Origin of the sequence: Pseudomonas sp. HN2-3, assembly GCF_020691745.1 — a bacterium.
Taxonomy (GTDB): Bacteria; Pseudomonadota; Gammaproteobacteria; order Pseudomonadales; family Pseudomonadaceae; genus Aquipseudomonas; species Aquipseudomonas capeferrum.
Window position 1 is genome coordinate 1,318,955 of sequence record NZ_CP085704.1, and the last position, 20,869, is coordinate 1,339,823.

Here is a 20,869-nt window from a genome sequence, read left to right on the forward strand (position 1 = left end):
CATGCTGGCGTTCTGGATTGCCTTGCAGTTCCTCAGCAGCCTGCCGGTGCGCTTGCCCGGTATGCCCGAGCCACGCCAGGTGGGCCGCTCGCTGTTGTGCTACCCCCTGGTAGGGTTGCTGTTCGGCCTGCTGCTGTGGCTGGCCAGCGATCTTCTGCACGGCGCGCCCACGGCCCTGCATGCAGCGCTGCTGCTGACGCTCTGGGTGTTGCTCAGTGGCGCACTGCACCTGGACGGCTTGGCCGACAGCGCCGATGCCTGGCTCGGTGGTTTCGGTGACCGTGAACGCACGCTGCAGATCATGAAGGACCCCCGCAGCGGACCGATTGCCGTGGTGACCCTGGTGCTGGTGCTGCTGTTGAAATTCTGCGCCTTGTGGGCATTGGTCGAGCATGGGGTGGGGGTGGACCTGATCCTGGCGCCGGTGGTTGGCCGGGCGGCGATGCTTGGCTTGTTCCTCTGCACGCCTTACGTAAGGCCCGGGGGGTTGGGGCAGGCGCTGGCCGAGCATTTGCCACGTGCTGCTGCCGGGTGGGTCTTGTTGGGTAGCGCCGTCTTGTGCCTTGCCGTTGGTGGTTGGCCCGTGATCTGGGTACTGGTGGCGGTGCTGGGCGTGTTCGCCTGGCTGCGGCACGTCATGTGCCGGCGTCTGGGTGGCACGACCGGCGATACCGCCGGGGCGATGCTGGAGTTGCTGGAGCTGACCGTGGTGGTGGGGCTGGCACTCGCTCTCTGAGCGACTGCAGCAGGGCGAAGAAACTTCCAGCAACGTAACCGCAGCCACGCCCATCATGGACTTGGGCTTATCATCGGCCTCCCATTCACGCGGCCAGGGAGGCCCCTTATGCGCCACTGGATCTTTGCCAGCCTGTTTGCTTTTCTCGCCTTGCCCGTCACCGCTGCTGATCTGATCAGCTTCTGGAATACGCCCCGCCACGGCGGCAACAGTTTCAATCGGCTGGCTCCCGACCAAGCCTACTTCAATGCCTTGCGTGCCTATGGCGCTACCTGGGTTCGGCTGTCTTATGACAAGTGGCAGCCGGCGCAGCGCGACTTCCTGCTGGGTAGCGCTGATGACTATCAAGGCCTGGCCGCAACCGATCTGGTGCAGCTGCGGGCTGTGCTCGACCGTGCTCATCGGGCCGGGCTCAAGGTCGTCATTGCCCCCCTTTCCCTGCCTGGCATGCGTTGGTCGCAGAACAACCAGGGCCAGTTCGACGACCGCCTCTGGCAAGACAAACGCTACTGGTCGCAGGCCGCTGCGTTCTGGCGGGACCTGGCGCGTGAATTGAAGGACCATCCCGCCATCGCGGCCTACAACCTGATCAATGAACCTGCGCCTGAAAAACAGGGCGGTCTGGCCGAACATGCTGCCCCTGAGCAGATGAAGCGCTGGTATGCACAAGCGCAGGGTAGCGCCCGCGACTTGCCAGCGCTGTATGAGCAATTGGTGGCGGCCATCCGTGAGCAGGACCCAGACACACCGATCATGGTCGATGCAGGCTGGTATGCCGCCGCCGATGCTTTTGGTTACTGGCCCGCGCCGCTGACAGACAGCCGGGTGCTGTACAGCGTACACATGTACGAACCCTATTCCGCCACCAGTGCGCCGAACATGACGCGCAAGCAACCCTTTGCCTACCCCGGCCCTGTACCGTTCGCCGGGCTGACGCAGCAGTGGGATGGCCAGCGTGTGCAGCAATACCTGCAACAACCGCTGGCCTGGAGCGAAGCGATGCACGTGCCACGCTCACGCCTGGTGGTGGGGGAGTTCGGTTGCATGCGCCGGTTGCCAGGCTGCCAGCGCTACCTGGAAGACGTGCTCACGGTGCTGGATAGCAACAAGTTGCATTGGGCGTTCTACAGCTTCCGTGAAGACAGTTGGGATGGCATGGACTACGAGCTGGGCAGTGCCAAGGTGCCGTGGCGCTACTGGCAAGCCATTGATCAGGGCGCGCCGGACCCTCTGGCACGCAAGGCTACGGCGGAATTCGAGCCGATCAGCAAACGCCTGAAGCCTGAATGACCTTTCGCTGATAGTTGAAATTTCTTGCAACACTCATGACGCGGGTATATACACGTATCCATGTTGACCAGTGAATGCATCTGCACCCATTTACGTCGAGCCGCCCGTGGGGTGAGCCGGCATTATGACGAGGCCCTTGCCGGCTTCGGCGTCAATGTCGCCCAGTTTTCCCTGTTGCGCCACTTGCAGCGCCTCGACCGCCCCAGCATTACCAGCTTGGCCGAGGCCATGGGCCTTGAGCGCAGCACCTTGGGGCGCAACCTGCGCGTGCTGGAAGCCGATGGCCTGGTGGCCTTGGCAGGCGGCGACGACCAGCGCAACCGTGTGGTGCTGCTGACCGAGCCAGGCAAGGCGCTGTTGCAGGCGGCTTACCCGGCCTGGGAGCAGGCTCAGGAGCTGCTGGTCGAGCGCCTGGGTGTTGGGCAGCGCGATGAGTTGGTACGTTTGCTGGAACAGCTGGCCTGAAGTGATACGACTATAAACGGGTATATACCCGTAAACCTTGCGATGTGCTGGAGATAACGACAATGACTTCGGTGTGGCGAACCAGCGGGTGGGTACTGATGGGGGCAGCGCTGATTCTGGCGCTGTCCTTGGGTGTGCGACACGGTTTTGGCCTGTTTCTGGGGCCGATGAGCGCCGACTTTGGCTGGGGGCGTGGGGTGTTCGCCTTCGCCATCGCCTTGCAGAACCTGGTGTGGGGGTTGGCGCAGCCGTTCGCCGGTGCCTTGGCCGACCGCCTGGGTGCGGCGCGGGTGGTGATCATCGGCGGCATCCTGTACGCCGTCGGGTTGATCCTGATGGGCATGGCCGATTCGCCCTGGTCGTTGTCGTTGAGTGCCGGGCTGCTGATCGGCATCGGCCTTTCCGGCACCTCATTCTCGGTCATCCTGGGTGTGGTCGGGCGCGCCGTGCCTGCCGAGAAACGCAGCATGGCGATGGGGATTGCCAGTGCTGCCGGTTCATTCGGCCAGTTCGCCATGTTGCCAGGCACGCTTGGCCTGATTGAGTGGCTGGGCTGGTCCACTGCGCTGCTGGTGTTGGGCCTGCTGGTGGCATTGATCGTGCCGCTGGTCGGCATGTTGCGCGACCGCCCGTTGCCTAGCCATGGCGCTGAGCAGACCCTGGGCCAGGCCTTGCGTGAGGCCTGCTCGCATTCGGGGTTCTGGTTGCTGGCGCTGGGTTTCTTCGTTTGCGGCTTCCAGGTGGTGTTCATCGGGGTGCACCTGCCGGCCTACCTGGTCGATCAGCACCTGGCAGCCACCACGGGCACAACGGTGCTGGCACTGGTTGGCTTGTTCAACATCGTGGGCACCTTCACCGCCGGCTGGCTGGGTGGGCGCATGTCCAAGCCGCGCTTGCTCACTGGGTTGTATCTGCTGCGCGCGGTGGTGATCGTGTTGTTCCTCTGGGCGCCCGTGACCCAGGTCAGTGCCTACCTGTTCGGCATCGCCATGGGCTTGCTCTGGTTGTCTACCGTACCGCTGACCAATGGCACGGTGGCGACGTTGTTCGGCGTGCGCAACCTGTCGATGCTGGGCGGTATCGTGTTCCTGTTCCACCAGTTGGGCGCCTTCCTGGGTGGCTGGCTGGGCGGGGTGGTGTATGACCGCACGGGCAACTACGACCTGGTCTGGCAGATTTCGGTACTGCTCAGCCTGCTGGCTGCGGCGCTCAGCTGGCCAGTACGTGAGCGCCCGGTCGCCCGCCTGCAGGCCCAGGCCGCATGAACCGCTACCTGGCCCAGGGGCTGCTGGCCGCTGCCGCTGTCGCTCTGCTGGCGCTGGTAGGGTGGGGCTGGCACAAGGGTGGGCTGGCGTTGATGCAACTGGGCATGAGCGTTTGTTAAGCGCTACCCTGCAAGTTCATGGATTGTCTTGCCGGAGAAACGAACGATGCGTGCACATTGGTTGATGGTGCCTGTGCTGGGCCTGCTTGCCGCCACGTCGAGCTGGGCTGCGGATTGCCCCGCCTTGTTGCAGGGCAGCCTGCCGGAGTTGCGTGGCAAGGGGCAGGTCGACCTGTGTCAGCGCTTTGCCGGCAAGCCGCTGGTGGTGGTCAATACGGCCAGCTATTGCGGGTTCGCGCCGCAGTTCGAGGGGTTGGAGGCAACGTACAAGGCGTACCACGAGCAGGGGCTGGAGATGCTCGGTGTACCCTCCAACGACTTCAAGCAGGAAGACCCCGATAGCGAAAAAATTGCCAACGTCTGCTACGCCAATTATGGCGTGACCTTCACCATGACCAAGGCCCAGGCGGTACGCGGCAAGGATGCGATACCGCTGTTCAGCGAGCTGGCAAACCAGAGCAGTGCGCCGAAGTGGAACTTCTACAAGTATGTGGTGGACCGCAAGGGCAAGGTGATCGGCAATTTTTCCAGCCTGACCAAGCCGGATGACCCCGCCTTCAGGGCTGCGATCGAGAAGGCCATCGCATCGCAGCCGTAGTGCTTTTCCTTCGATTCAATGAGGGTGAACAGTGATCGCCACCAGCCGCACCACCAGCGGCCTGACCATCAACACGCAGACAAACGCCACCGGCATGGCCAGTTGGTAAGCCTTCAGCACATTGCCCAGGTACTGCGGATTCACCCCAGCATTGGCGGCCGTGATCACAAAGCACATCAACAGCGCCATGATCGATGACATGTAGAACGCGAAAACGTAGGGTGTGGCGCTGGGGCGCAGTTTGCGCCGGCTGCGTGTCGGGGGCAGGTCGTTCATGCGAACTCCAGAACAGTAAGTGAGGGCGCAGGTTAGCAATCACCTCTGCAGGGCTTGTAGACCACCGTGGTTGAGTTCTTTATAAAGAGATTCTTACGAATCCAAAGGGCGCAACATGGACCTGCTCAATGCCATTCGCAGCTTCATCAAGGTGGTCGAAGCCGGTAGCATCGCTGCAGGTGCACGCAACCTGGGGCTAAGCCCGGCGGCAGTGAGCCAGAACCTGGCACGGCTTGAAGCGCATCTGCAGGTACGCTTGCTCAGCCGTACCACGCGCAGCATGGCGCTGACGCCGGCGGGTACGCTCTATTACGAGCGGGTCAGGCAGGTAGAGCGTGATCTGGCCCAGGCCGAGCTGGCCGTCACCACGCCCGACAGTGAGCCCCAGGGCCGGCTGTGCATTGCGTCGACCTCGGCCTTCGGTCGCCATGTGCTGGCGCCGTTGATCCCAGCATTCAGTGCCCGTTATCCGCAGCTTTCGATAGAGTTGGTAACGACTGATCGGCGGGTCAACCATGCGCGCGAAGATGTGGATGTCAGCCTGCGCATCGCCCCGCAATTGGAAGACCAACTGCTGGCCAGGCACATCGCGCGTATCCCCTTCATTTGCTGCGCCTCGCCCGGTTACTTGGCCAGCGCCGGTGTACCTGCCACGCCCGAAGCCCTGCGCGAGCACCGCTGCCTGGTGTTCCGTTACCCGGTGGATGGCCGCTTCCTGCGGTGGGGCTTCATGCGCGACGGCATGCGTTTCGAGGCGGAGTTTGGCACCGTGCTGATCAGCGACGATATCGATGCCCTGACCCAGATGGCGCTTCACGACGGCGGGATCACCCGGCTGGCAGCCTTCATCGTTCAGCCTTACCTGGCCACGGGCGAACTGGTGCCTTTGTTCGAATACAGCGACAGCGGCCAGGCCTATGCCCAGACCGAGCCGATGGATATCTACCTGTGCCTGGCTGATCGTTTCGCCATGACCGCCAAGGTACGTGCCTTCACGGACTACCTGCGCGAATGCCTGGGTGACAGCTGGCAGGTCCAGGCATGAAAAAACCGCCACAAGGGCGGTTTCTCCATGCGCGGGATGACTCAGAAGCGGTAGGTAAGGGAGGCACCGACGCCGTGAGCGCTGTTCTCGTACTTGGCCTGGTAGCTGCCTTTGGTCGCGCTGACCTGGTTGACCTTGGTGTCTTCCTCCCACAGGTAGGAGTAGGCCACGTCGATGGTCATGTCTTCGTTCGGGCTCCAACCCGCACCCAGGCTGAACACCTTGCGATCGCCAGTCGGGATGCGCGGTGAGCGGTCGTGGTTGTTGGTTGGCGACTGGTCGACGGTGAAGCCGGTACGCAGCACCCACTCCTTGTTGACCTTGTAGGACGCGCCGATGGCGTGTGCCCAGGTGTCGTGCCAGTTCTGCTCTTCGGTGATGGTCTGGAACGCGGAACCGGCCAGCGGCGCTGGCACATCGTTTTGCACGGTGATGTCTTTCAGGCGGCTCCAGCGGGTCCAGGTGCTGCCTGCGTACAGGGTCCACTGGTCGTCGAGTTCGTGGGTGACCGAAAGGTCGACGGACTCTGGCGTCTTGATCTTCAGGGTGGCGTCGAACTTGTTACCGTTGAACGGCCCGATCAGCGGGGTGCTGACGCGGGTCTTGCCTTCGAGCTTGTAGTCGACCATCGAGTGGTAGGTCAGGCCGATGCGGGTGCTGTCGGTGGCCTGGACCAGGATACCGATGTTGTAACCCACGGCGGTGTCGTCGCCCTTGATCTTCACTTCGCCATCGTTGCGGCCAGGGGTGAACGGGTTGATCAGGCTCGAACCCAGTTCACCCTTGATGCGGTTGATGGTTGGGCCGAAACCGATCGAGACCTTGTCGTTGAAGGCGTAGCTGATGGTTGGCTGGAAGGTCACGACCTCGACGTGGCTCTTTTTGCCCCAGTAGCGGGCGGCATCGTCGCTGCCGTAGTCGGTCACCAGGCCGAAGGGCACGTACACGCCGAAACCGACGCTCCAGTGATCATCGATCGGCTTGACGTAGTACCCCATCGGTACGCCGACCAGCGGCACCATGTCACCGTCGGTTTCCCCCCCGAGGTTACTGCCACGGCCCGAGATATCGGACTTGGCGATGACGGCGGCGCCGCCCACGGTGATCTGTTCGCGTTTGAGGCGGGACATGCCGGCCGGGTTGCCAAACACGGTGCTGGCATCATCGGCAGAAGAAGAACGTCCCGCGAAACCTGTCCCCATGCTGCTGATGCTCTGTTCGTTCAGGGCGAAGCCGCTGGCGAGCAGTTGGCTAGAAGCAAGCGCAACGGCTACGCCGAGGGAGGTTTTGAGCATTACTTTTTTCATTATTAGAAACTCCTTGGGATCTCCGGGGCGAAAAGCTACCAACAAATCGCGCGCCGCGCTATAGCCTCAATCACAGGAGATAGAGCGGTTTTGTAGGACAATCCGACCAAAATTCCATTTTTTCCAGTAATGCTGTAGGGCGTTTCCTAAGATGCCTGAGGCAATCTCTGATCTATGCAGGTGTGCCAGGCTTGAGTGAAGTCGCGCAGGCGACCCTGGGGGTGGAAAACCTGCCGCCAGATACGCGCCAGGCCCAGCAGGTCGTCAGCCGCCGGCAGCGCCGTGGCTTGGGCTTCGACAAGCATCCAGGCAATGGCGGTGGAGTAGCGCAGGTTTACCGTGAGTTCCAGGTGGGGGCCGCCGAGAAAGGCGTGTTGGCTGGCCAGGCCACGGACCAGGCTGGCGAGGTCCGGATCGCGGGCGAGATACTCGTCCCAGAGCGCCTGGTGGCGGGTTTCGCCGATGCGGTAGAGGCCATGGCCACGTCGGTCGTGCAAGGCTGAGCCGAGTGCCGACTGGCTGGCGGCAATGCCCAGTAACAACGCTTCGGCGCTAGGGCAGTGACGGTTCAGGTAGACCAGGGTTGGCCGGATCACATACAGACACAATTCATTCGCAGCGATACCCATAATGCCCTCGAGCAAGTAAGGGCCGGACGGGCGCTGGAGCTTGGCAGCTGGTGAATGATCAGGCCCGCCGGAAGCGGTTAGCACCGCTCGAGTTGAAGTGTAGTGTGATAATCGTGGTGTAAAGAGCTGTTTTTAAATCGATTGCTGCCTGACGTCCTTGGCTATATGCCGTGCGGCAATTACGCCAAGAACGATCGGGCAGGGTGTCGAAACAGCGATTCAGCGCTTGAATACCGAGGTATTCGCCGCTCACGCAGTGAGCGACTGACGCGTCCGGGCGATTACCGCCTGCAGGGGTTCCTTGCGGCTGTACTGATCGGCGTACAGGCGTTCGGTGTGGCAGGCGACGCCGTGTTCGTCCACCAGGGTAAAGCTGAAGCTGCCCTTGCGAGGGGCAACGATAAGGCACTTCAACGGCGAGAAGGCCTGGGAGAGGGTGCCAATGGCAGCCTGAATGTGAGGATGAGTTTGCATATTATTGGAGGTTCCTGCTTTAAACACGGAGGATATGATCCGTGCATGATAGAAACGTTCCAGTGACGCCTTTATTAAGGGACGAACGAACCTGACTGGAACAAAGCAGCCAGAGGGAGCGCAATCAAATAGTGGGCGCTTGGGCTGACTGGTAGGTACTTCAGAGGGCAGGCAGCACACCGGGGCCAAGGTTCTAGGCCATCGGGGTGGGATCCTGATCAATCTGCTAGGTGATTCGAGCTTGGGCAGCGTATGGCTGGCGAAGGAATCATCGAGTGGGCCGGTCCTGGTTTCAGCAGGCTTCGCTGTTGGGGGAGCGATTCTGCAAGGACGCTTAAGGCCAATTGACTTTCAGCTTGGTACTAACGAGGCACACCTTACCGAGAATAGAACGGTTTGGCAAATGTTTCTGCAAGGGTGCAGGCTAGCCGAGCAGTATGGCGCTTCTTTCGCAGGCTGGGAAGAGGGGCAAATGGCTGGCATTGCCGTGGATGTACTCATTTTGTGCACTCGAATGAGGGCTTGTGGTGCACTTGTGCACATTTGGCGCGCAAGCTGTAACACGGCGGCAACAGGCGCCGAGAGCCTCGCCAATGACTTGACTGGGGGGCTAAGTCAATGAAAAAAAACACTAATTTTTGCTGGTGAAAAAATCGTCAGTTTGACTGGAGCCCCCAATTCACGGGGGTTTTGGGGCCACCGAAGGGGGTTGTCCACCGAGTTATCCACAGGAACTGTGGATTGTCCCGAGCGCTTGCTCTAGGACGGGCGTGCCAGCAAACCAGGGAACTGTCTGACAATCTTCGGGCGCCCGTAGACCGGTTGGTCATCCACTTGAAAACGTCAAGAAAAGATCATCGAAATTATTTTTCAATCCTCCATAAATCGACAGGCCACGCCAGGAAAAATGGAGTAGAGTGGCGCGCCTTTCGAGTTACCTTTCCTGTTGCTCATGAAGTTTCGCAGTAAACACCTCGCCAACCCGGCTGATGCGTCGTCAGTGCCCCCACCCAAACGCTTTTCCCTGAAAGTGGCCCTGTGGCTGCTCGACAGCCCGCGCCTGGGTGACAAGCCTCAGGTCAAGCACCTGGCTGGTCGCCTGCTGAAACAGCCGGCCCGCCAAGGCGTGGTGGTGGCCCAGAGCCGATTGGGGCAGATGCTGTGCCGTGATTGTGGCAACGCCCGGGACCGGCGCATCGGCCACGAACTGCTGCGCCAGGCTGCCCGTGCCGGTGATCGGCGGGCGCAGCTGGAGTATGCAAGGTTATGCCAGGCCAACGCGCCTGAGCAGGCCCGCTACTGGCTGGAACTGGCGGCCGCGCAGGGCTCGCAGGAAGCGCGGCGGCTGCTGGGGCAGTGGTTTTCAGGCTGAGCGCTGCTTGGCTACTAGCGGCCCTTATGCGGGCGCAGGCAACCTGCCTCCCAGGCTGATAAGCTGCGCAGCATTCATCAAGGTTCGATCGGGGTAACCATGACAGTGGATCTGGCCAGCATTCTGCTGGGCTTGGTGGTAGGTGCAGTGCCCTGCCTGGGTTGGCTCATGCAGGTGCAGCGTCGCCAGGGGGCCCGGCAGGGTGAACAGGCCCTGCTCGAAGAGCGCCTCAACGCCGCCCAACTGTCCCTGGCCGGGCTGCAGGCGCAACTGGAGGCCGGTCGCGACGAGATCAGCGACCTCAGCGAAGCCAACACCGTCAAGCAAGCCCAGCTGGCAGCCCAGGGCCGTGAACTGGAACTGTTGCAGATCGACCGCGACAACGCCCGCGATGCCGCCCACGCCTGGAGCCTTGAACGCGCCAACCGTGAAGCCGAGCTACGGCGCCTGGAAGCCCAGACCGCACGGCTGGACGCCGAACTGCGCGAGCAGCAGGAGAGCCACCAACAGCGTCTCGAAGACCTGCAAGAGGCCCGCGACACCCTGCGCGCGCAGTTCTCCGACCTGGCCACGAAAATCTTCGACGAGCGCGAGCAACGCTTTGCCCAGACCAGCCAGCAGCACCTGGGGCAAATGCTCGACCCGCTCAAGGAGCGTATCCAGGCCTTTGAGAAGCGCGTCGAGGAAAGCTACCAGCAGGAAGCACGCGAGCGTTTCTCGCTGGGCAAAGAGTTGGAGCGCTTGCAGCAGCTCAACCAGCGCCTGTCCGATGAAGCCACCAACCTCACCCAGGCCCTGAAAGGCCAGAAAACCCAGGGCAACTGGGGCGAGATGATCCTTGAGCGGGTACTGGAGCACGCCGGCCTTGAGAAGGGCCGCGAATACCAGACCCAGGTCAGCCTCAAGAGCGCCGATGGCGAACGTTTCCAGCCCGATGTGCTGATCATGTTGCCTGGCGACAAGCAGGTGGTGGTGGACGCCAAGGTCAGCCTCACGGCGTACCAGCAGTTCGTCGGCAGCAATGACGAGGCCGCGCTCAAGCAGCACGTGCAGTCGTTGCGCAGCCACGTCAAAGGCCTTTCGAGCAAGGACTATAGCCGCCTCGAAGGCTTGCACAGCCTGGATTTCGTGCTGCTGTTCGTGCCCATTGAGGCCGCCTTCTCGGCAGCCCTGCAGGCCGAGCCCAACCTGTTCCAGGAAGCCTTCGACCGGCACATCGTGATTGTCAGCCCGACCACGCTGCTTGCCACCCTGCGGGTGATCGACAGCCTGTGGAAGCAGGAACGCCAAGGCCAGAACGCCCGCGAGATTGCCGAGCGCGCCGGTTGGCTGTACGACAAGTTCGTGCTGTTCATCCAGGACCTGGACGAACTGGGCAGCCGCTTGCAGCAGGTAGACAAGGCCTATGCCGCAGCGCGCAACAAACTGTGCGAGGGGCGTGGCAACCTGGTCAGCCGCTCCGAGCAGCTGAAGTTGCTTGGCGCCCGTGCCAGCAAGAGCCTGCCGGCAGACCTGCTGGAACGGGCGCTGTCTGATGAAACCCCGGCGGGCGAAGCGCTTACTGAACCAGGCTCAGATGCCGATTGAGCAGGGCGCGCAAGGCGGCCGGCTTGACCGGCTTGGCCAGGTAATCCAGGCCTGACGCGTGCACCAGGGCGATGGTCTCTTTACTGCCGTCGGCGCTGATCACCACCCCAGGCACCGGCTCGCCCAGCCGTGCGCGTAGCCAGCCCATCAGTTCGGTGCCGGTCTCGCCGTCGTCCAGGTGGTAGTCCACCAGGGCCAGGTGCGGGCGCATGCCCTTGGTCAGCAAAGCCTCGCATTCGGCGCGGTTGCGCGCGGTCCAGACCTGGCAGCCCCAACGGCTGAGCAGGCTGTTCATGCCGATCAGGATGCTGTCTTCATTGTCGATGCACAGCACGTTCAGCCCGGCCAGCGGCTGGCCAGACTGTTCCACCGGCGCACTCGGTGCGGGTGCAGCCTGGCGGGCAATCGGCACGCTGACGCGGAACACCGTGCCTTTGCCGGGCCACGAGCGCACTTCGAGCGAATGGCCGAGCACCCGGCACAGGCCATCGGCGATCGCCAGGCCCAGGCCCAGGCCTTTCTCGGCGCGGGTCTGGTGGCTGTCCAGGCGTTTGAATTCCTGGAAAATCTCCTGCAGCTTGTTGTCGGCGATGCCGGGGCCACGATCCCAGACTTCCAGCCACAGGCGCTCACCCTGGCGACGGGCACCGAGCAGAATCGGGCTTTTGCCATAGCGCAGGGCGTTGGTCAGGAAGTTCTGCAGCACCCGGCGCAGCAGTTTGATGTCGCTGTCGACCCGCAGGCGGCTGCCGCGCAGGCGGAACTCCAACCCTTTTTCGGCGGCCAGTACCTTGAACTCGGCGCCCAGGGTGTCGAACAGCTCATTGAGGGCGAACGGCTTGGCGTCCGGGGTGATCTTGCCGTTCTCCAGGCGCGAGATGTCCAGCAGGTCACTGATCAGTTCTTCGGCCGAGCGTAGCGAGCTGTCCATGTGCTGCACCAGTTGCTGGGCCTCGTCATTCATGCCTTCGGCCTGCTGCGACAGGGCGGCCGAGAACAGCCGCGCGGCGTTCAGCGGTTGCATCAGGTCGTGGCTGACCGCGGCCAGGAAGCGGGTCTTGGACTTGCTCACGGCTTCGGCCTGGCTCTTGGCTTCGGACAACGCCTGGTTGAGCTGCGACAGCTCATGGGTGCGTTCCGCCACCCGTTGCTCCAGGCCCTCGTTGGCATCGCGAAGCGCCTGTTCGGCTTCGCGGAACGGGGTGATGTCGGTGAAGCTCATGACAAAGCCGCCGCCGGGCATCGGGTTGCCGATCAGTTCGATGACCCGGCCGTTGGGGAACAACCGTTCGGAAGAATGCGCGCGACCCTGGCGCATCCAGTGCAGGCGCCGGGCCACGTGCACCTGCGCCTCGCCTGGGCCGCACAGGCCGCGCTCGGCGTTGTAGCGGATGATGTCGGCAATCGGCCGGCCCACGCTGATCAGCCCGTCAGGGTAGTTGAAGAGTTCCAGGTAACGGCGGTTCCAGGCCACCAAGTGCAGGTTCTGGTCGACCACGCTGATGCCCTGGTTGATGTTTTCGATAGCGCCTTGCAGCAGCGCGCGGTTGAACTGCAGCACCTCGCTGGCTTCGTCGGCGATGCGCACCACGTCTTCGAGCTGCATGTCGCGGCCTTCGATGGCGGCCTTGACCACGGCGCGGGTCGACGAGGTGCCAAGCACGCCGGCGAGCAGGCGTTCGGTGTGTTCGATCCAGTCGCCGTCGGCGTTCTGGTTGGGGTTGAAGCCTTTGCCCTGGCGGTAGGCGAAGCGGATGAAGCTCTGCCGGGCACGTTCTTCGCCGACGAAGCGCGAGGCCAGGGTCAGCAAGTCGTCGATCTGCACGGCCAGCAGCGGTTTGCTGCTGGGCCGGGCGCTGGTCTGCTGGCCGATGAAGCGCCCGGCCTGCCAGTGTTCCGACACCCGCGTGCGCGACAGCACCGAAACCCAGGCGAACAGCGTGAAGTTACCCGCCAGCGACAGCACCACGCCCTGGGTCAGCGGGCTGATCGGCAGGTTCAGCGGGTTGCCATGCAGCCACGCCAGGCCCGGGAACAGCGCCAGCGACCAGCCCACGCTGTGGGCGGCAATGGGCAGCACCAGGGTGTAGAACCACAGGAAGATGCCGGCGGCCAGGCCTGCGAACACGCCGCGCCGGTTGGCCTGCTTCCAGTACAGCGCGCCGAGCATGGCCGGGGTGAGCTGGGTCACCGCGGCGAAGGCGATCTGGCCGATGGTCGCCAGGCTTGCGGTGGAGCCCAGCAGGCGGTAGCTGACATACGCCAGCAGCAGGATGACCACGATGGTCACCCGGCGTACCGAGAGCATCCAGTGGCGGAAGGCTTCGAATGGCCGCTCGGCATTATTGCGGCGCAGCAGCCAGGGCAGCAGCATGTCGTTGGAAACCATGGTCGACAGGGCCACGGCCTCGACGATGACCATGCCGGTGGCGGCCGAGGCACCGCCGATGAAGGCCAGCAGGGCCAGGCTCGGGTGGGCTTCGGCCAGGGGCAGGCTGATCACGAACGAGTCGGACATCACCGTACCGGGCAACAGCATCTGCCCGGCCAGGGCGATCGGCACCACGAACAGCGCGGCCAGGGCCAGGTACATCGGGAACACCCAGCGGGCCAGGCGCATGTCCTGCGGTTCGATGTTCTCCACCACGGTGACATGGAACTGCCGCGGCAGGCAGATGATCGCCATCATGGCCACTGCGGTCTGCACCACCATCGAGGGCCAGTTGATGGTCTCCTGCCAATAGCTTTCCAGCTGGATCGACTGGCGTGCCTGGCTGAACAGGTCGTCGAAGCCGTCGTACAGGTTGAACACCACGAAGATGCCCACGGCGAGAAAGGCCAGCAGCTTGATCAGCGACTCGAAGGCGATCGCCAGCACCATGCCGCGGTGGTGCTCGGTCACATCCAGGCTGCGCGTGCCGAACACGATGGCGAACAGCGCCAGCACCAGCGACACCACCAGTGCGGTGTCTTGCACCCGGGTGCCTGTGGCATCGGCATTGGCACCGATCAGCAGGTTGACGCCCAGCACGATGCCTTTGAGCTGCAAGGCGATATAGGGCAGCACGCCGACCAGGCAGATCAGCGCCACCACCACCGCCAGGGTCTGCGATTTGCCGTAGCGCGCGGCGATGAAGTCGGCGATCGAGGTGATGTTCTGCTGCTTGCTGATCAGCACCATCTTCTGCAGTACCCAGGGTGCGAAGATCATCAGCAGCACTGGGCCCAGGTAGATCGGCAGAAATGCCCAAAGCTGTTCGGCGGCCTGGCCGACCGCGCCAAAGAAGGTCCAGCTGGTGCAGTACACGGCCAGCGACAGGCTGTACACCCAGGCACGCAGCTTCGGCGGCAACGGTGTGCTGCGGCGGTCGCCGTAAAAGGCGATGGCGAACATGATGGCCATATAGGCCAGGGCGACCACGGCGATCAGCCCGCTGGACAACGACATGAAAACTCCGGAGCAAAAAAGATAACGCGGTCCCGATCAACCAGTCTGGCACGCAGGCGGCGGTTCGTCAGCGCAGACGATGGTCGCAGTGGCGAGTCGTCGCAGGGCGTTGCTCAAGCGGCAGCGCCAACATCAATGCCTGCGGGTGCCCATCCAGTAGAACACTGCCGCCAGTATCACGGCGTACGGCCGCTGGGTAGTGCTTGACGGCGGCGAGCATTGCCATCTCCTTGTCGTGCGGGTTTGCCGGGTATCAGCATAAGGCAGCAGAGGGCTTGCCAGCAGCAGCTTTTACCCTGCAGATTTGTGGCTTTCCGCGCCCGGCGCGCCTCCAACGCTAAAAGCCCCTCAGGAACAAGGACGATGAGTCTTCCCTCGCAATTCACCTTGCTCGGCAAGCGGCGCTTCTTGCCGTTTTTCATCACCCAGTCGCTGGGTGCGTTCAACGACAACCTGTTCAAGCAGTCGCTGATCCTGGCGATCCTGTTCAAGCTCAGCCTGGGCGACGGTGACCGTTCGATCTGGGTCAACCTGTGCGCCTTGCTGTTCATCCTGCCGTTCTTTCTGTTCTCGGCACTGGGTGGGCAGTTTGGCGAGAAGTTCGCCAAGGACGCGCTGATCCGTGCGATCAAGCTGGCCGAGATCGGCATCATGGCCATTGGCGCGCTGGGTTTTATCACCAACCACCTGGCGCTGATGCTGGTAGCCCTGTTTGGCATGGGCACCCATTCGGCGCTGTTCGGGCCGGTGAAGTACTCGATCTTGCCCCAGGCCCTGCGTGAAGAAGAGCTGGTGGGCGGTAACGGGCTGGTGGAGATGGGCACCTTCCTGGCCATCCTGGCCGGCACCATCGGCGCGGGTGTGATGATGTCGTCGGGCAGCTATGCCACGGTGGTGGCGGGTGGCGTGGTCGGCACGGCCGTGCTGGGCTACCTGGCCAGCCGCTGGATCCCACGGGCCGCCGCCGTGTCGCCGCAGATGCAACTGGACTGGAACATCTTCAAGCAGTCTTGGGTGATCCTGCGCATGGGCCTGGGGCAGACGCCTGCGGTGTCGCGCTCGATCGTCGGCAACTCCTGGTTCTGGTTCGTCGGCGCCATCTACCTGACCCAGATCCCGGCGTACGCCAAGGACTGGCTGCACGGCGACGGCACGGTGGTCACTCTGGTGCTGACCCTGTTCTCGGTGGGCATTGCTCTGGGTTCGCTGCTGTGCGAGCGGCTGAGCGGGCGCAAGGTGGAGATCGGCCTGGTGCCGTTCGGCTCGTTTGGCCTGACCCTGTTCGGCCTGCTCTGGTGGTGGCATTCCGGCGATGTGCCGGCTGCGCCTGTGCCGCACGACTGGCTGGCGCTGCTGGGCATGAGCCAGGCCTGGTGGATTCTGTTGTCGATCGTGGGGCTCGGGGTGTTCGGCGGCTTCTACATCGTGCCGCTGTATGCGCTGATCCAGGCGCGCACGGCCGAGGACCAGCGGGCCCGGGTAATCGCTGCCAACAACATCCTCAATGCCTTGTTCATGGTGGTGTCGGCGGTGCTCACCATCGTGCTGCTGGGGCTGGCCGAGCTGAGCATCCCGCAGCTGTTCCTGGTGGTGTCGTTGCTCAATATCGCGGTCAACGCCTACATCTTCAGCATCGTGCCCGAGTTCACCATGCGCTTTTTGATCTGGCTGCTCAGCCACTCGATGTACCGCGTGGAGCACCGCGACCTCGAACGCATCCCCGACGAAGGTGCGGCGCTGCTGGTGTGCAACCATGTCTCGTTCGTCGACGCCCTGCTGCTCGGCGGCGCGATCCGCCGGCCGATCCGCTTCGTCATGTACTACAAAATCTACAACCTGCCGGTGCTCAACTTCGTGTTTCGCACCGCAGGCGCCATCCCGATTGCCGGGCGCAGCGAGGATGAGGGCACGTACGAGCGCGCCTTTGCGCGCATCGCCGAATACCTGGCGGCGGGTGAGCTGGTGTGCATCTTCCCGGAGGGCAAGTTGACCGGCGACGGCGAGATCGATGCGTTCAAGGGTGGGGTCAGCCGGATTCTCGGTGAAACCCCGGTGCCGGTGATTCCCCTGGCGTTGCAGGGGCTGTGGGGCAGCTTTTTCAGCCGTGATCCGGGCAAGGGGTTTTTCAAGCGCTTGTGGTCGCGGGTGACCATCGTGGCCGGCGCCGCAGTCCCGGTGGAAGCAGCGCAGCCTGAGTTGTTGCGCGAGCAGGTCAGCCGCTTGCGCGGCGACCTGCGTTAAACGGGCGTGGTCAGCTGGCGCTGACTTTCAGGCCGATCAGGCCACAGATGATCAGCGCCACACTGACCAGCCGTACCAGGGCCATGGACTCGCCGAACAGGATGATCCCGGCGATCACCGTGCCCACGGCGCCAACGCCGGTCCAGATGGCGTAGGCGGTACCCAGCGGCAGTTCTTTCATGGCCAGGCCCAGCAAGCCCAGGCTGATGACCATGGCGCCGACGGTAAGCACGGTGGGGAGCGGGCGGCTGAAGCCGTCGGTGTACTTCAGGCCTACCGCCCAGCCGACTTCGAACAGGCCGGCGAAAAACAGGATGATCCAGGACATAGGTGCCTCCATTGTTGCCAACGATGGGGCCGTCCCCGGAATGGTCACGCGGTGCGTCGTGAGGCCGTCCCCACAGTGGGCAATAGGGTGCACATTTTCTGATGGCTGGGCAAGTCAGTGCCTGGCAGGTTCGCCACGTTCATCTACCGGCAAAGGCGCTTCCATACGGCGGAACCAGGTCGACAGCAGCGCCCCCGAAATATTGTGCCAAACGCTGAACAGCGCGCTCGGCACCGCCGCCAATGGCGAGAAATGCGCCGCCGCCAAGGCTGCCCCCAACCCTGAGTTCTGCATGCCCACCTCCAGTGCCAGCGACTTGCGCTGGGCCAGTGGCAGTTTGCAGAGCTTGCCGGTGAGGTAACCCAGCAGGTAGCCGAAGCTGTTGTGCAGCATCACCACGGCCATGATCAGCAGGCCCGACTCGGCGATTTTCGCCTGGCTGGCCGCCACCACCGCACAGACGATCATGACGATGCTCACCACCGACACCAGTGGCAACACCTGCACCGCCGCCTGCACCCGCGCGCCCAGCAGGCGCTGGGCCAGCACGCCGAGCACGATCGGCAGCATGACCAGCTGCAGGATCGACCAGAACATGTCCATGAACGAGACCGGCAGCCAGGCCGAGGCCAGGAACCAGATCAACGCCGGGGTCAGCAGCGGGGCGAGCAGGGTGGTGACGGCGGCAATCGCCACCGCCAGCGCCAGGTCGCCCTTGGACAGCCAGACCATCACGTTCGAAGCCGTGCCGCTAGGGCAGCAGCCGACCAGGATCACGCCCACGGCAATCTCGGGCGGCAGGTGGAACAGCTGGCACAGTAGCCAGGCCATGCCTGGCATGATCACGAAGTGCGCCACCACCCCCAGCATCACCCGCCAGGGCTGGCGGGCGAGGGCGGCGAAGTCATCGAGCTTGAGGGTCAGGCCCATGCCGAACATCACCAGGCCCAGCAACGGTACGATGGCCACTTTCAGGGCGATGAACCATTGCGGTTGCAGGAAGGCCAGCACGGCGAATACCAGCACCCAGAGGGCAAAGGTATTGCCGACGAAGCGGCTGAGGGCGGCGAGGGCACGCATGGGCAGGTCCTTGTACTTATAGAGATGCAGTTTTCGAGGGCCTCTTCGCGGGGCGAGCCCGCTCCCACAGGTACCCCGATGAGCTTGAGATCAAGCGGGGTACCTGTGGGAGCGGGCTCGCCCCGCGAAGAGGCCGGTACTGGCTGAGAATACGTCCCAGCCCAGCCCCGACATTTCATGCCACTCAGACCCCTTGCGGAATCTCCTCCCCACCCAATGCCTCGAACAGCACCGGCAGGAATTCGGTAAAGGTCATCATCATCAGCAGGAAGCTGGCATCGAACTGCTGCTGGGCTTCATCGCCGCCATCCTGTTCTGCCTGCTCTTGCAGCAGCTCCTCGAACTTCAGGCGCTTGATGACCATCTTGTCGTCCAGCACGAACGACAGTTTGTCCTGCCAGGCCAGGGCCAGCTGGGTGACCACCTTGCCGGTGCTCAGGTGCAGCTGGATTTCTTCGCTGGTCAGGTCCTGGCGCTTGCAGCGCACGATGCCACCATCTTCGGCAGTGTCGCGCAGCTCACACTCGTCCAGTACATAGAAGCCTTCGGCGGCTTGCTGCGACTTGACCCAGTCGGTCATGGTGGCGACGGGTGCGATCTTCACGGTTGCCGGGCGTACCGGCAGCGAGCCCATCACTTCACGCAGGGTCGACAGCAGGTCTTCGGCACGCTTGGCGCTGGCCGAGTTGACCAGGATCATGCCCAGGCGCGGCGCGATGGCGGCGAAGATCATCGAGCGCCGAATGAAGGCACGCGGCAGGAAGGCCTGGATGATCTCGTCCTTGATCTGGTCGCGTTCCTTCTTGTAGACCTTGCGCATCTGCTCGGTCTCGATCTCTTCGACCTTTTCCTTGACGGCGTCATTGACCACGCTGCTTGGAAGGATACGTTCTTCCTTGCGCGCGGCGATCAGCAGGAACTCGCCGCTGACGTGCACCAGGGGAGCGTCTTCGCCCTTGCCGAACGGCGCGACGAAGCCATAGGTGTTCAGCTCCTGGCTGGCGCAGGGACGGGCCGGCTTGCTGGCCAGGGCGGTTTCCAGCGCTTCGGCGTCGAATGGAACATCCTGGGTCAGGCGGTAGGTCAGCAGGTTCTTGAACCACATGAGGGGCAATCTCTCCTTAATGCATAAGGCGGGCATTATTCTCCGAGCAGTGGTTCCCGTCCAACCCTGTCAGAGGGCCAGCACCTATATATAGAAGAAGAAAAGACCAGCGTTGCTAGGTCTTTGAAAGGCTTCGAAAAATTTTTTAAAAAAGTCGAAAAAAGTGCTTGCCAGGGTGGGGGCTCATCCGTAGAATGCGCGCCACACCGAGACGAAAGGGTGATTAGCTCAGCCGGGAGAGCATCTGCCTTACAAGCAGAGGGTCGGCGGTTCGATCCCGTCATCACCCACCACTCGATGTATAGCGCAGCGGTAGTTCAGTCGGTTAGAATACCGGCCTGTCACGCCGGGGGTCGCGGGTTCGAGTCCCGTCCGCTGCGCCATATTCAACTTCCAGGGCCCACTGAACACCCGGAAGTTACAGGAAAAGCGACCTTAGGGTCGCTTTTTTTGTTTCTGCTTTTTGAGGTGTTCTGCGGTTCAGCACGGCCCCTGTGGTAGCGGGCCGGCGTTGGCGGTGCAAGGCCGCATCAACGCATGCGTTCTTCCTTGCGCAACGTCAGCACTTCAACCCCTGCTTCGGTCACCGCCACCGTATGTTCCCACTGCGCCGACAGCGCATGGTCGCGGGTAATCACCGTCCAGCCATCCTTCAAGGTCCGAGTGCCACGCCCGCCCTGGTTGATCATCGGTTCGATGGTAAACACCATCCCGGGCTTGAGCTTCATGCCCATGCCGCGCTGGCCAAAATGCAGCACCTCGGGCCCTTCGTGCATCTGCTGGCCAATGCCATGGCCGCAATACTCGCGCACCACGCTAAAGCCGGCTGCCTCGGCATGTACCTGGATGGCATGGCCAATGTCGCCAAGCGTCGCCCCGGGGCGCACTTGCTCGATGCCTTTCCATAGCGCGTCGTAGGTCGTTTCGACCAGCCGACGTGCCTCGTCGTTGATCGGGCCAATGCAGTACATTTTCGACGAATCGGCGATGTAGCCGCCTTGTTCAAGGGTGATGTCGACATTGATGATCGACCCCTCGTTGAGCACCTCATCCGCCTTCGGCATGCCGTGACACACCACGTGGTCCACCGAGGTATTCAGGGCGTAAGGGAAACCGTACTGGCCCTTGCTTGCCGGCCGAGCCTTGAGCGTTTCGACGATATAGCGCTCGGCGTGGTCGTTGATCTGCATCGTGGTCACGCCGGGGCGTATGAAACCATCGAGTTCAGCGAACACTTGGGCCAGCAACCGGCCGGCGTTGCGCATCAGGTCGAGTTGGGCGGGGGTTTTGAGGATCACCTGGGACATGGGGAGAAGGCAGTAACTCTGGCAAAAATGTGCCCCAGCATAGCGCCATGGGCCTTCGCGGTGCCACCGCATGGTGCGGCAAACCGGCCCCGCACGGGCGCGCGGGCCGCCAGCGAAGAGGCCCGCACAGCTGGCCCGCTAATTGCTGACTGACCCCTACCCAGGGCAATCAATGCCGATTGCCCGCACCTCTTCAC

Annotated in this window: 20 protein-coding genes and 2 tRNA genes; 12 read left to right on the forward strand and 10 right to left on the reverse strand. The window is 62.8% G+C overall.

Annotated elements, in window-relative coordinates; genetic code table 11:
- Position 1 precedes the first annotated feature (1 nt).
- From LJX93_RS06015 to LJX93_RS06035, 6 genes are all read left to right on the forward strand, one after another.
- On the forward strand, positions 2–736 hold the full coding sequence (locus tag LJX93_RS06015; RefSeq protein ID WP_156311325.1) for an adenosylcobinamide-GDP ribazoletransferase: 735 nt from the start codon (positions 2–4) through the stop codon (positions 734–736).
- Between the two features lie 108 nt (positions 737–844).
- Positions 845–2,026: a glycoside hydrolase family 5 protein gene (locus LJX93_RS06020; RefSeq protein WP_400613090.1), complete on the forward strand. Its 1,182-nt coding sequence runs from the start codon at positions 845–847 to the stop codon at positions 2,024–2,026.
- A gap of 60 nt (positions 2,027–2,086) precedes the next feature.
- A complete protein-coding gene (locus LJX93_RS06025; protein WP_047581691.1) occupies positions 2,087–2,491 on the forward strand; it encodes a MarR family winged helix-turn-helix transcriptional regulator in 405 nt (134 codons plus the stop codon).
- Between the two features lie 62 nt (positions 2,492–2,553).
- Complete coding sequence (locus tag LJX93_RS06030; RefSeq protein WP_033700791.1) at positions 2,554–3,756, forward strand: MFS transporter; 1,203 nt, start codon at positions 2,554–2,556, stop codon at positions 3,754–3,756.
- Positions 3,753–3,875, forward strand: coding sequence for a hypothetical protein (locus tag LJX93_RS27265; protein ID WP_077068591.1), 123 nt, complete (start codon positions 3,753–3,755; stop codon positions 3,873–3,875). The genes LJX93_RS06030 and LJX93_RS27265 overlap by 4 nt, the downstream gene beginning before the upstream one ends.
- Before the next feature lie 46 nt (positions 3,876–3,921).
- Complete coding sequence (locus tag LJX93_RS06035) at positions 3,922–4,473, forward strand: glutathione peroxidase (RefSeq protein WP_033700789.1); 552 nt, start codon at positions 3,922–3,924, stop codon at positions 4,471–4,473.
- A 15-nt stretch (positions 4,474–4,488) separates the two neighbouring features.
- On the opposite strand, the gene LJX93_RS06040 is transcribed toward LJX93_RS06035, so the two are convergent.
- Entirely contained in the window at positions 4,489–4,749 is a 261-nt protein-coding gene (locus LJX93_RS06040) for a DUF2798 domain-containing protein (protein WP_227696837.1), read from the reverse strand.
- A gap of 115 nt (positions 4,750–4,864) precedes the next feature.
- Here LJX93_RS06040 and LJX93_RS06045 point away from each other — a divergent pair, with 115 nt between their 5' ends.
- Complete coding sequence (locus LJX93_RS06045; protein ID WP_033700787.1) at positions 4,865–5,794, forward strand: LysR family transcriptional regulator; 930 nt, start codon at positions 4,865–4,867, stop codon at positions 5,792–5,794.
- Between the two features lie 41 nt (positions 5,795–5,835).
- Here LJX93_RS06045 and LJX93_RS06050 read toward each other — a convergent pair whose 3' ends face one another.
- The 3 genes from LJX93_RS06050 to LJX93_RS06060 all read right to left on the reverse strand — a co-directional run bounded on the left by LJX93_RS06050 (position 5,836) and on the right by LJX93_RS06060 (position 8,204).
- Entirely contained in the window at positions 5,836–7,101 is a 1,266-nt protein-coding gene (locus tag LJX93_RS06050) for an OmpP1/FadL family transporter (RefSeq protein ID WP_033700786.1), read from the reverse strand.
- Between the two features lie 146 nt (positions 7,102–7,247).
- On the reverse strand, positions 7,248–7,730 hold the full coding sequence (locus LJX93_RS06055) for a hypothetical protein (protein WP_047581696.1): 483 nt from the start codon (positions 7,728–7,730) through the stop codon (positions 7,248–7,250).
- A gap of 249 nt (positions 7,731–7,979) precedes the next feature.
- Positions 7,980–8,204, reverse strand: a complete 225-nt coding sequence (locus tag LJX93_RS06060) for a hypothetical protein (RefSeq protein ID WP_033700783.1) — start codon at positions 8,202–8,204, stop codon at positions 7,980–7,982.
- Between the two features lie 952 nt (positions 8,205–9,156).
- On the opposite strand from LJX93_RS06060, the gene LJX93_RS06065 reads away from it, so the two are divergent.
- The gene (locus LJX93_RS06065; RefSeq protein ID WP_033701508.1) at positions 9,157–9,576 is read left to right on the forward strand and encodes a tetratricopeptide repeat protein; all 420 of its coding nucleotides are present in this window, start codon (positions 9,157–9,159) and stop codon (positions 9,574–9,576) included.
- Positions 9,577–9,789: 213 nt separating this feature from the next.
- Entirely contained in the window at positions 9,790–11,163 is a 1,374-nt protein-coding gene (gene rmuC, locus LJX93_RS06070; RefSeq protein WP_162181154.1) for a DNA recombination protein RmuC, read from the forward strand.
- Here the strand turns inward: rmuC and LJX93_RS06075 are convergent.
- Both LJX93_RS06075 and LJX93_RS06080 read right to left on the reverse strand, forming a co-directional pair.
- Entirely contained in the window at positions 11,135–14,611 is a 3,477-nt protein-coding gene (locus LJX93_RS06075; protein WP_033700781.1) for a hybrid sensor histidine kinase/response regulator, read from the reverse strand. The genes rmuC and LJX93_RS06075 overlap by 29 nt on opposite strands.
- Positions 14,612–14,678: 67 nt before the next feature.
- Positions 14,679–14,831 (reverse strand): hypothetical protein, encoded by a 153-nt coding sequence (locus LJX93_RS06080; protein ID WP_156056792.1) that lies wholly within the window; start codon positions 14,829–14,831, stop codon positions 14,679–14,681.
- A 143-nt stretch (positions 14,832–14,974) separates the two neighbouring features.
- Here LJX93_RS06080 and LJX93_RS06085 point away from each other — a divergent pair, with 143 nt between their 5' ends.
- Positions 14,975–16,852 carry an MFS transporter gene (locus tag LJX93_RS06085; protein ID WP_227696838.1) on the forward strand — a complete coding sequence of 626 codons (1,878 nt, stop codon included), beginning with the start codon at positions 14,975–14,977 and terminating at the stop codon, positions 16,850–16,852.
- 10 nt (positions 16,853–16,862) lie between these two features.
- Here LJX93_RS06085 and sugE read toward each other — a convergent pair whose 3' ends face one another.
- The 3 genes from sugE to rdgC form a co-directional block, all read right to left on the reverse strand.
- Complete coding sequence (gene sugE, locus LJX93_RS06090; protein ID WP_033700779.1) at positions 16,863–17,180, reverse strand: quaternary ammonium compound efflux SMR transporter SugE; 318 nt, start codon at positions 17,178–17,180, stop codon at positions 16,863–16,865.
- Positions 17,181–17,294: 114 nt separating this feature from the next.
- A complete protein-coding gene (locus LJX93_RS06095) occupies positions 17,295–18,260 on the reverse strand; it encodes a bile acid:sodium symporter family protein (RefSeq protein WP_033700778.1) in 966 nt (321 codons plus the stop codon).
- Between the two features lie 184 nt (positions 18,261–18,444).
- Positions 18,445–19,365 (reverse strand): recombination-associated protein RdgC, encoded by a 921-nt coding sequence (rdgC, locus tag LJX93_RS06100; RefSeq protein ID WP_033700777.1) that lies wholly within the window; start codon positions 19,363–19,365, stop codon positions 18,445–18,447.
- 217 nt (positions 19,366–19,582) lie between these two features.
- Between rdgC and LJX93_RS06105 the strand changes: the two genes are divergently transcribed.
- Both LJX93_RS06105 and LJX93_RS06110 read left to right on the forward strand, forming a co-directional pair.
- Positions 19,583–19,658, forward strand: a tRNA-Val gene (locus LJX93_RS06105).
- Positions 19,659–19,671: 13 nt separating this feature from the next.
- Positions 19,672–19,748, forward strand: a tRNA-Asp gene (locus tag LJX93_RS06110).
- A gap of 147 nt (positions 19,749–19,895) precedes the next feature.
- Here the strand turns inward: LJX93_RS06110 and map are convergent.
- Positions 19,896–20,672, reverse strand: coding sequence for a type I methionyl aminopeptidase (gene map, locus LJX93_RS06115; protein WP_033700776.1), 777 nt, complete (start codon positions 20,670–20,672; stop codon positions 19,896–19,898).
- Between the last annotated feature and the right edge of the window lie 197 nt (positions 20,673–20,869).

Excerpts from the sequence above, each read along its gene's own strand:
- LJX93_RS06015 (WP_156311325.1), top strand. The coding sequence starts at position 2 with ATGCTGGCGTTCTGGATTGCCTTGCAGTTCCTCAGCAGCCTGCCGGTG.
- LJX93_RS06020 (WP_400613090.1), top strand. The coding sequence starts at position 845 with ATGCGCCACTGGATCTTTGCCAGCCTGTTTGCTTTTCTCGCCTTGCCC.
- LJX93_RS06040 (WP_227696837.1), bottom strand. The coding sequence starts at position 4,749 with ATGAACGACCTGCCCCCGACACGCAGCCGGCGCAAACTGCGCCCCAGC.
- LJX93_RS06075 (WP_033700781.1), bottom strand. The coding sequence starts at position 14,611 with ATGTCGTTGTCCAGCGGGCTGATCGCCGTGGTCGCCCTGGCCTATATG.
- LJX93_RS06030 (WP_033700791.1), top strand. The coding sequence starts at position 2,554 with ATGACTTCGGTGTGGCGAACCAGCGGGTGGGTACTGATGGGGGCAGCG.
- LJX93_RS06065 (WP_033701508.1), top strand. The coding sequence starts at position 9,157 with ATGAAGTTTCGCAGTAAACACCTCGCCAACCCGGCTGATGCGTCGTCA.
- sugE (WP_033700779.1), bottom strand. The coding sequence starts at position 17,180 with ATGTCCTGGATCATCCTGTTTTTCGCCGGCCTGTTCGAAGTCGGCTGG.
- LJX93_RS06060 (WP_033700783.1), bottom strand. The coding sequence starts at position 8,204 with ATGCAAACTCATCCTCACATTCAGGCTGCCATTGGCACCCTCTCCCAG.
- rdgC (WP_033700777.1), bottom strand. The coding sequence starts at position 19,365 with ATGTGGTTCAAGAACCTGCTGACCTACCGCCTGACCCAGGATGTTCCA.
- LJX93_RS06035 (WP_033700789.1), top strand. The coding sequence starts at position 3,922 with ATGCGTGCACATTGGTTGATGGTGCCTGTGCTGGGCCTGCTTGCCGCC.
- LJX93_RS06095 (WP_033700778.1), bottom strand. The coding sequence starts at position 18,260 with ATGCGTGCCCTCGCCGCCCTCAGCCGCTTCGTCGGCAATACCTTTGCC.
- LJX93_RS27265 (WP_077068591.1), top strand. The coding sequence starts at position 3,753 with ATGAACCGCTACCTGGCCCAGGGGCTGCTGGCCGCTGCCGCTGTCGCT.
- LJX93_RS06025 (WP_047581691.1), top strand. The coding sequence starts at position 2,087 with ATGTTGACCAGTGAATGCATCTGCACCCATTTACGTCGAGCCGCCCGT.
- LJX93_RS06050 (WP_033700786.1), bottom strand. The coding sequence starts at position 7,101 with ATGAAAAAAGTAATGCTCAAAACCTCCCTCGGCGTAGCCGTTGCGCTT.
- LJX93_RS06080 (WP_156056792.1), bottom strand. The coding sequence starts at position 14,831 with ATGCTCGCCGCCGTCAAGCACTACCCAGCGGCCGTACGCCGTGATACT.
- LJX93_RS06045 (WP_033700787.1), top strand. The coding sequence starts at position 4,865 with ATGGACCTGCTCAATGCCATTCGCAGCTTCATCAAGGTGGTCGAAGCC.
- LJX93_RS06055 (WP_047581696.1), bottom strand. The coding sequence starts at position 7,730 with ATGGGTATCGCTGCGAATGAATTGTGTCTGTATGTGATCCGGCCAACC.
- map (WP_033700776.1), bottom strand. The coding sequence starts at position 20,672 with ATGTCCCAGGTGATCCTCAAAACCCCCGCCCAACTCGACCTGATGCGC.
- LJX93_RS06085 (WP_227696838.1), top strand. The coding sequence starts at position 14,975 with ATGAGTCTTCCCTCGCAATTCACCTTGCTCGGCAAGCGGCGCTTCTTG.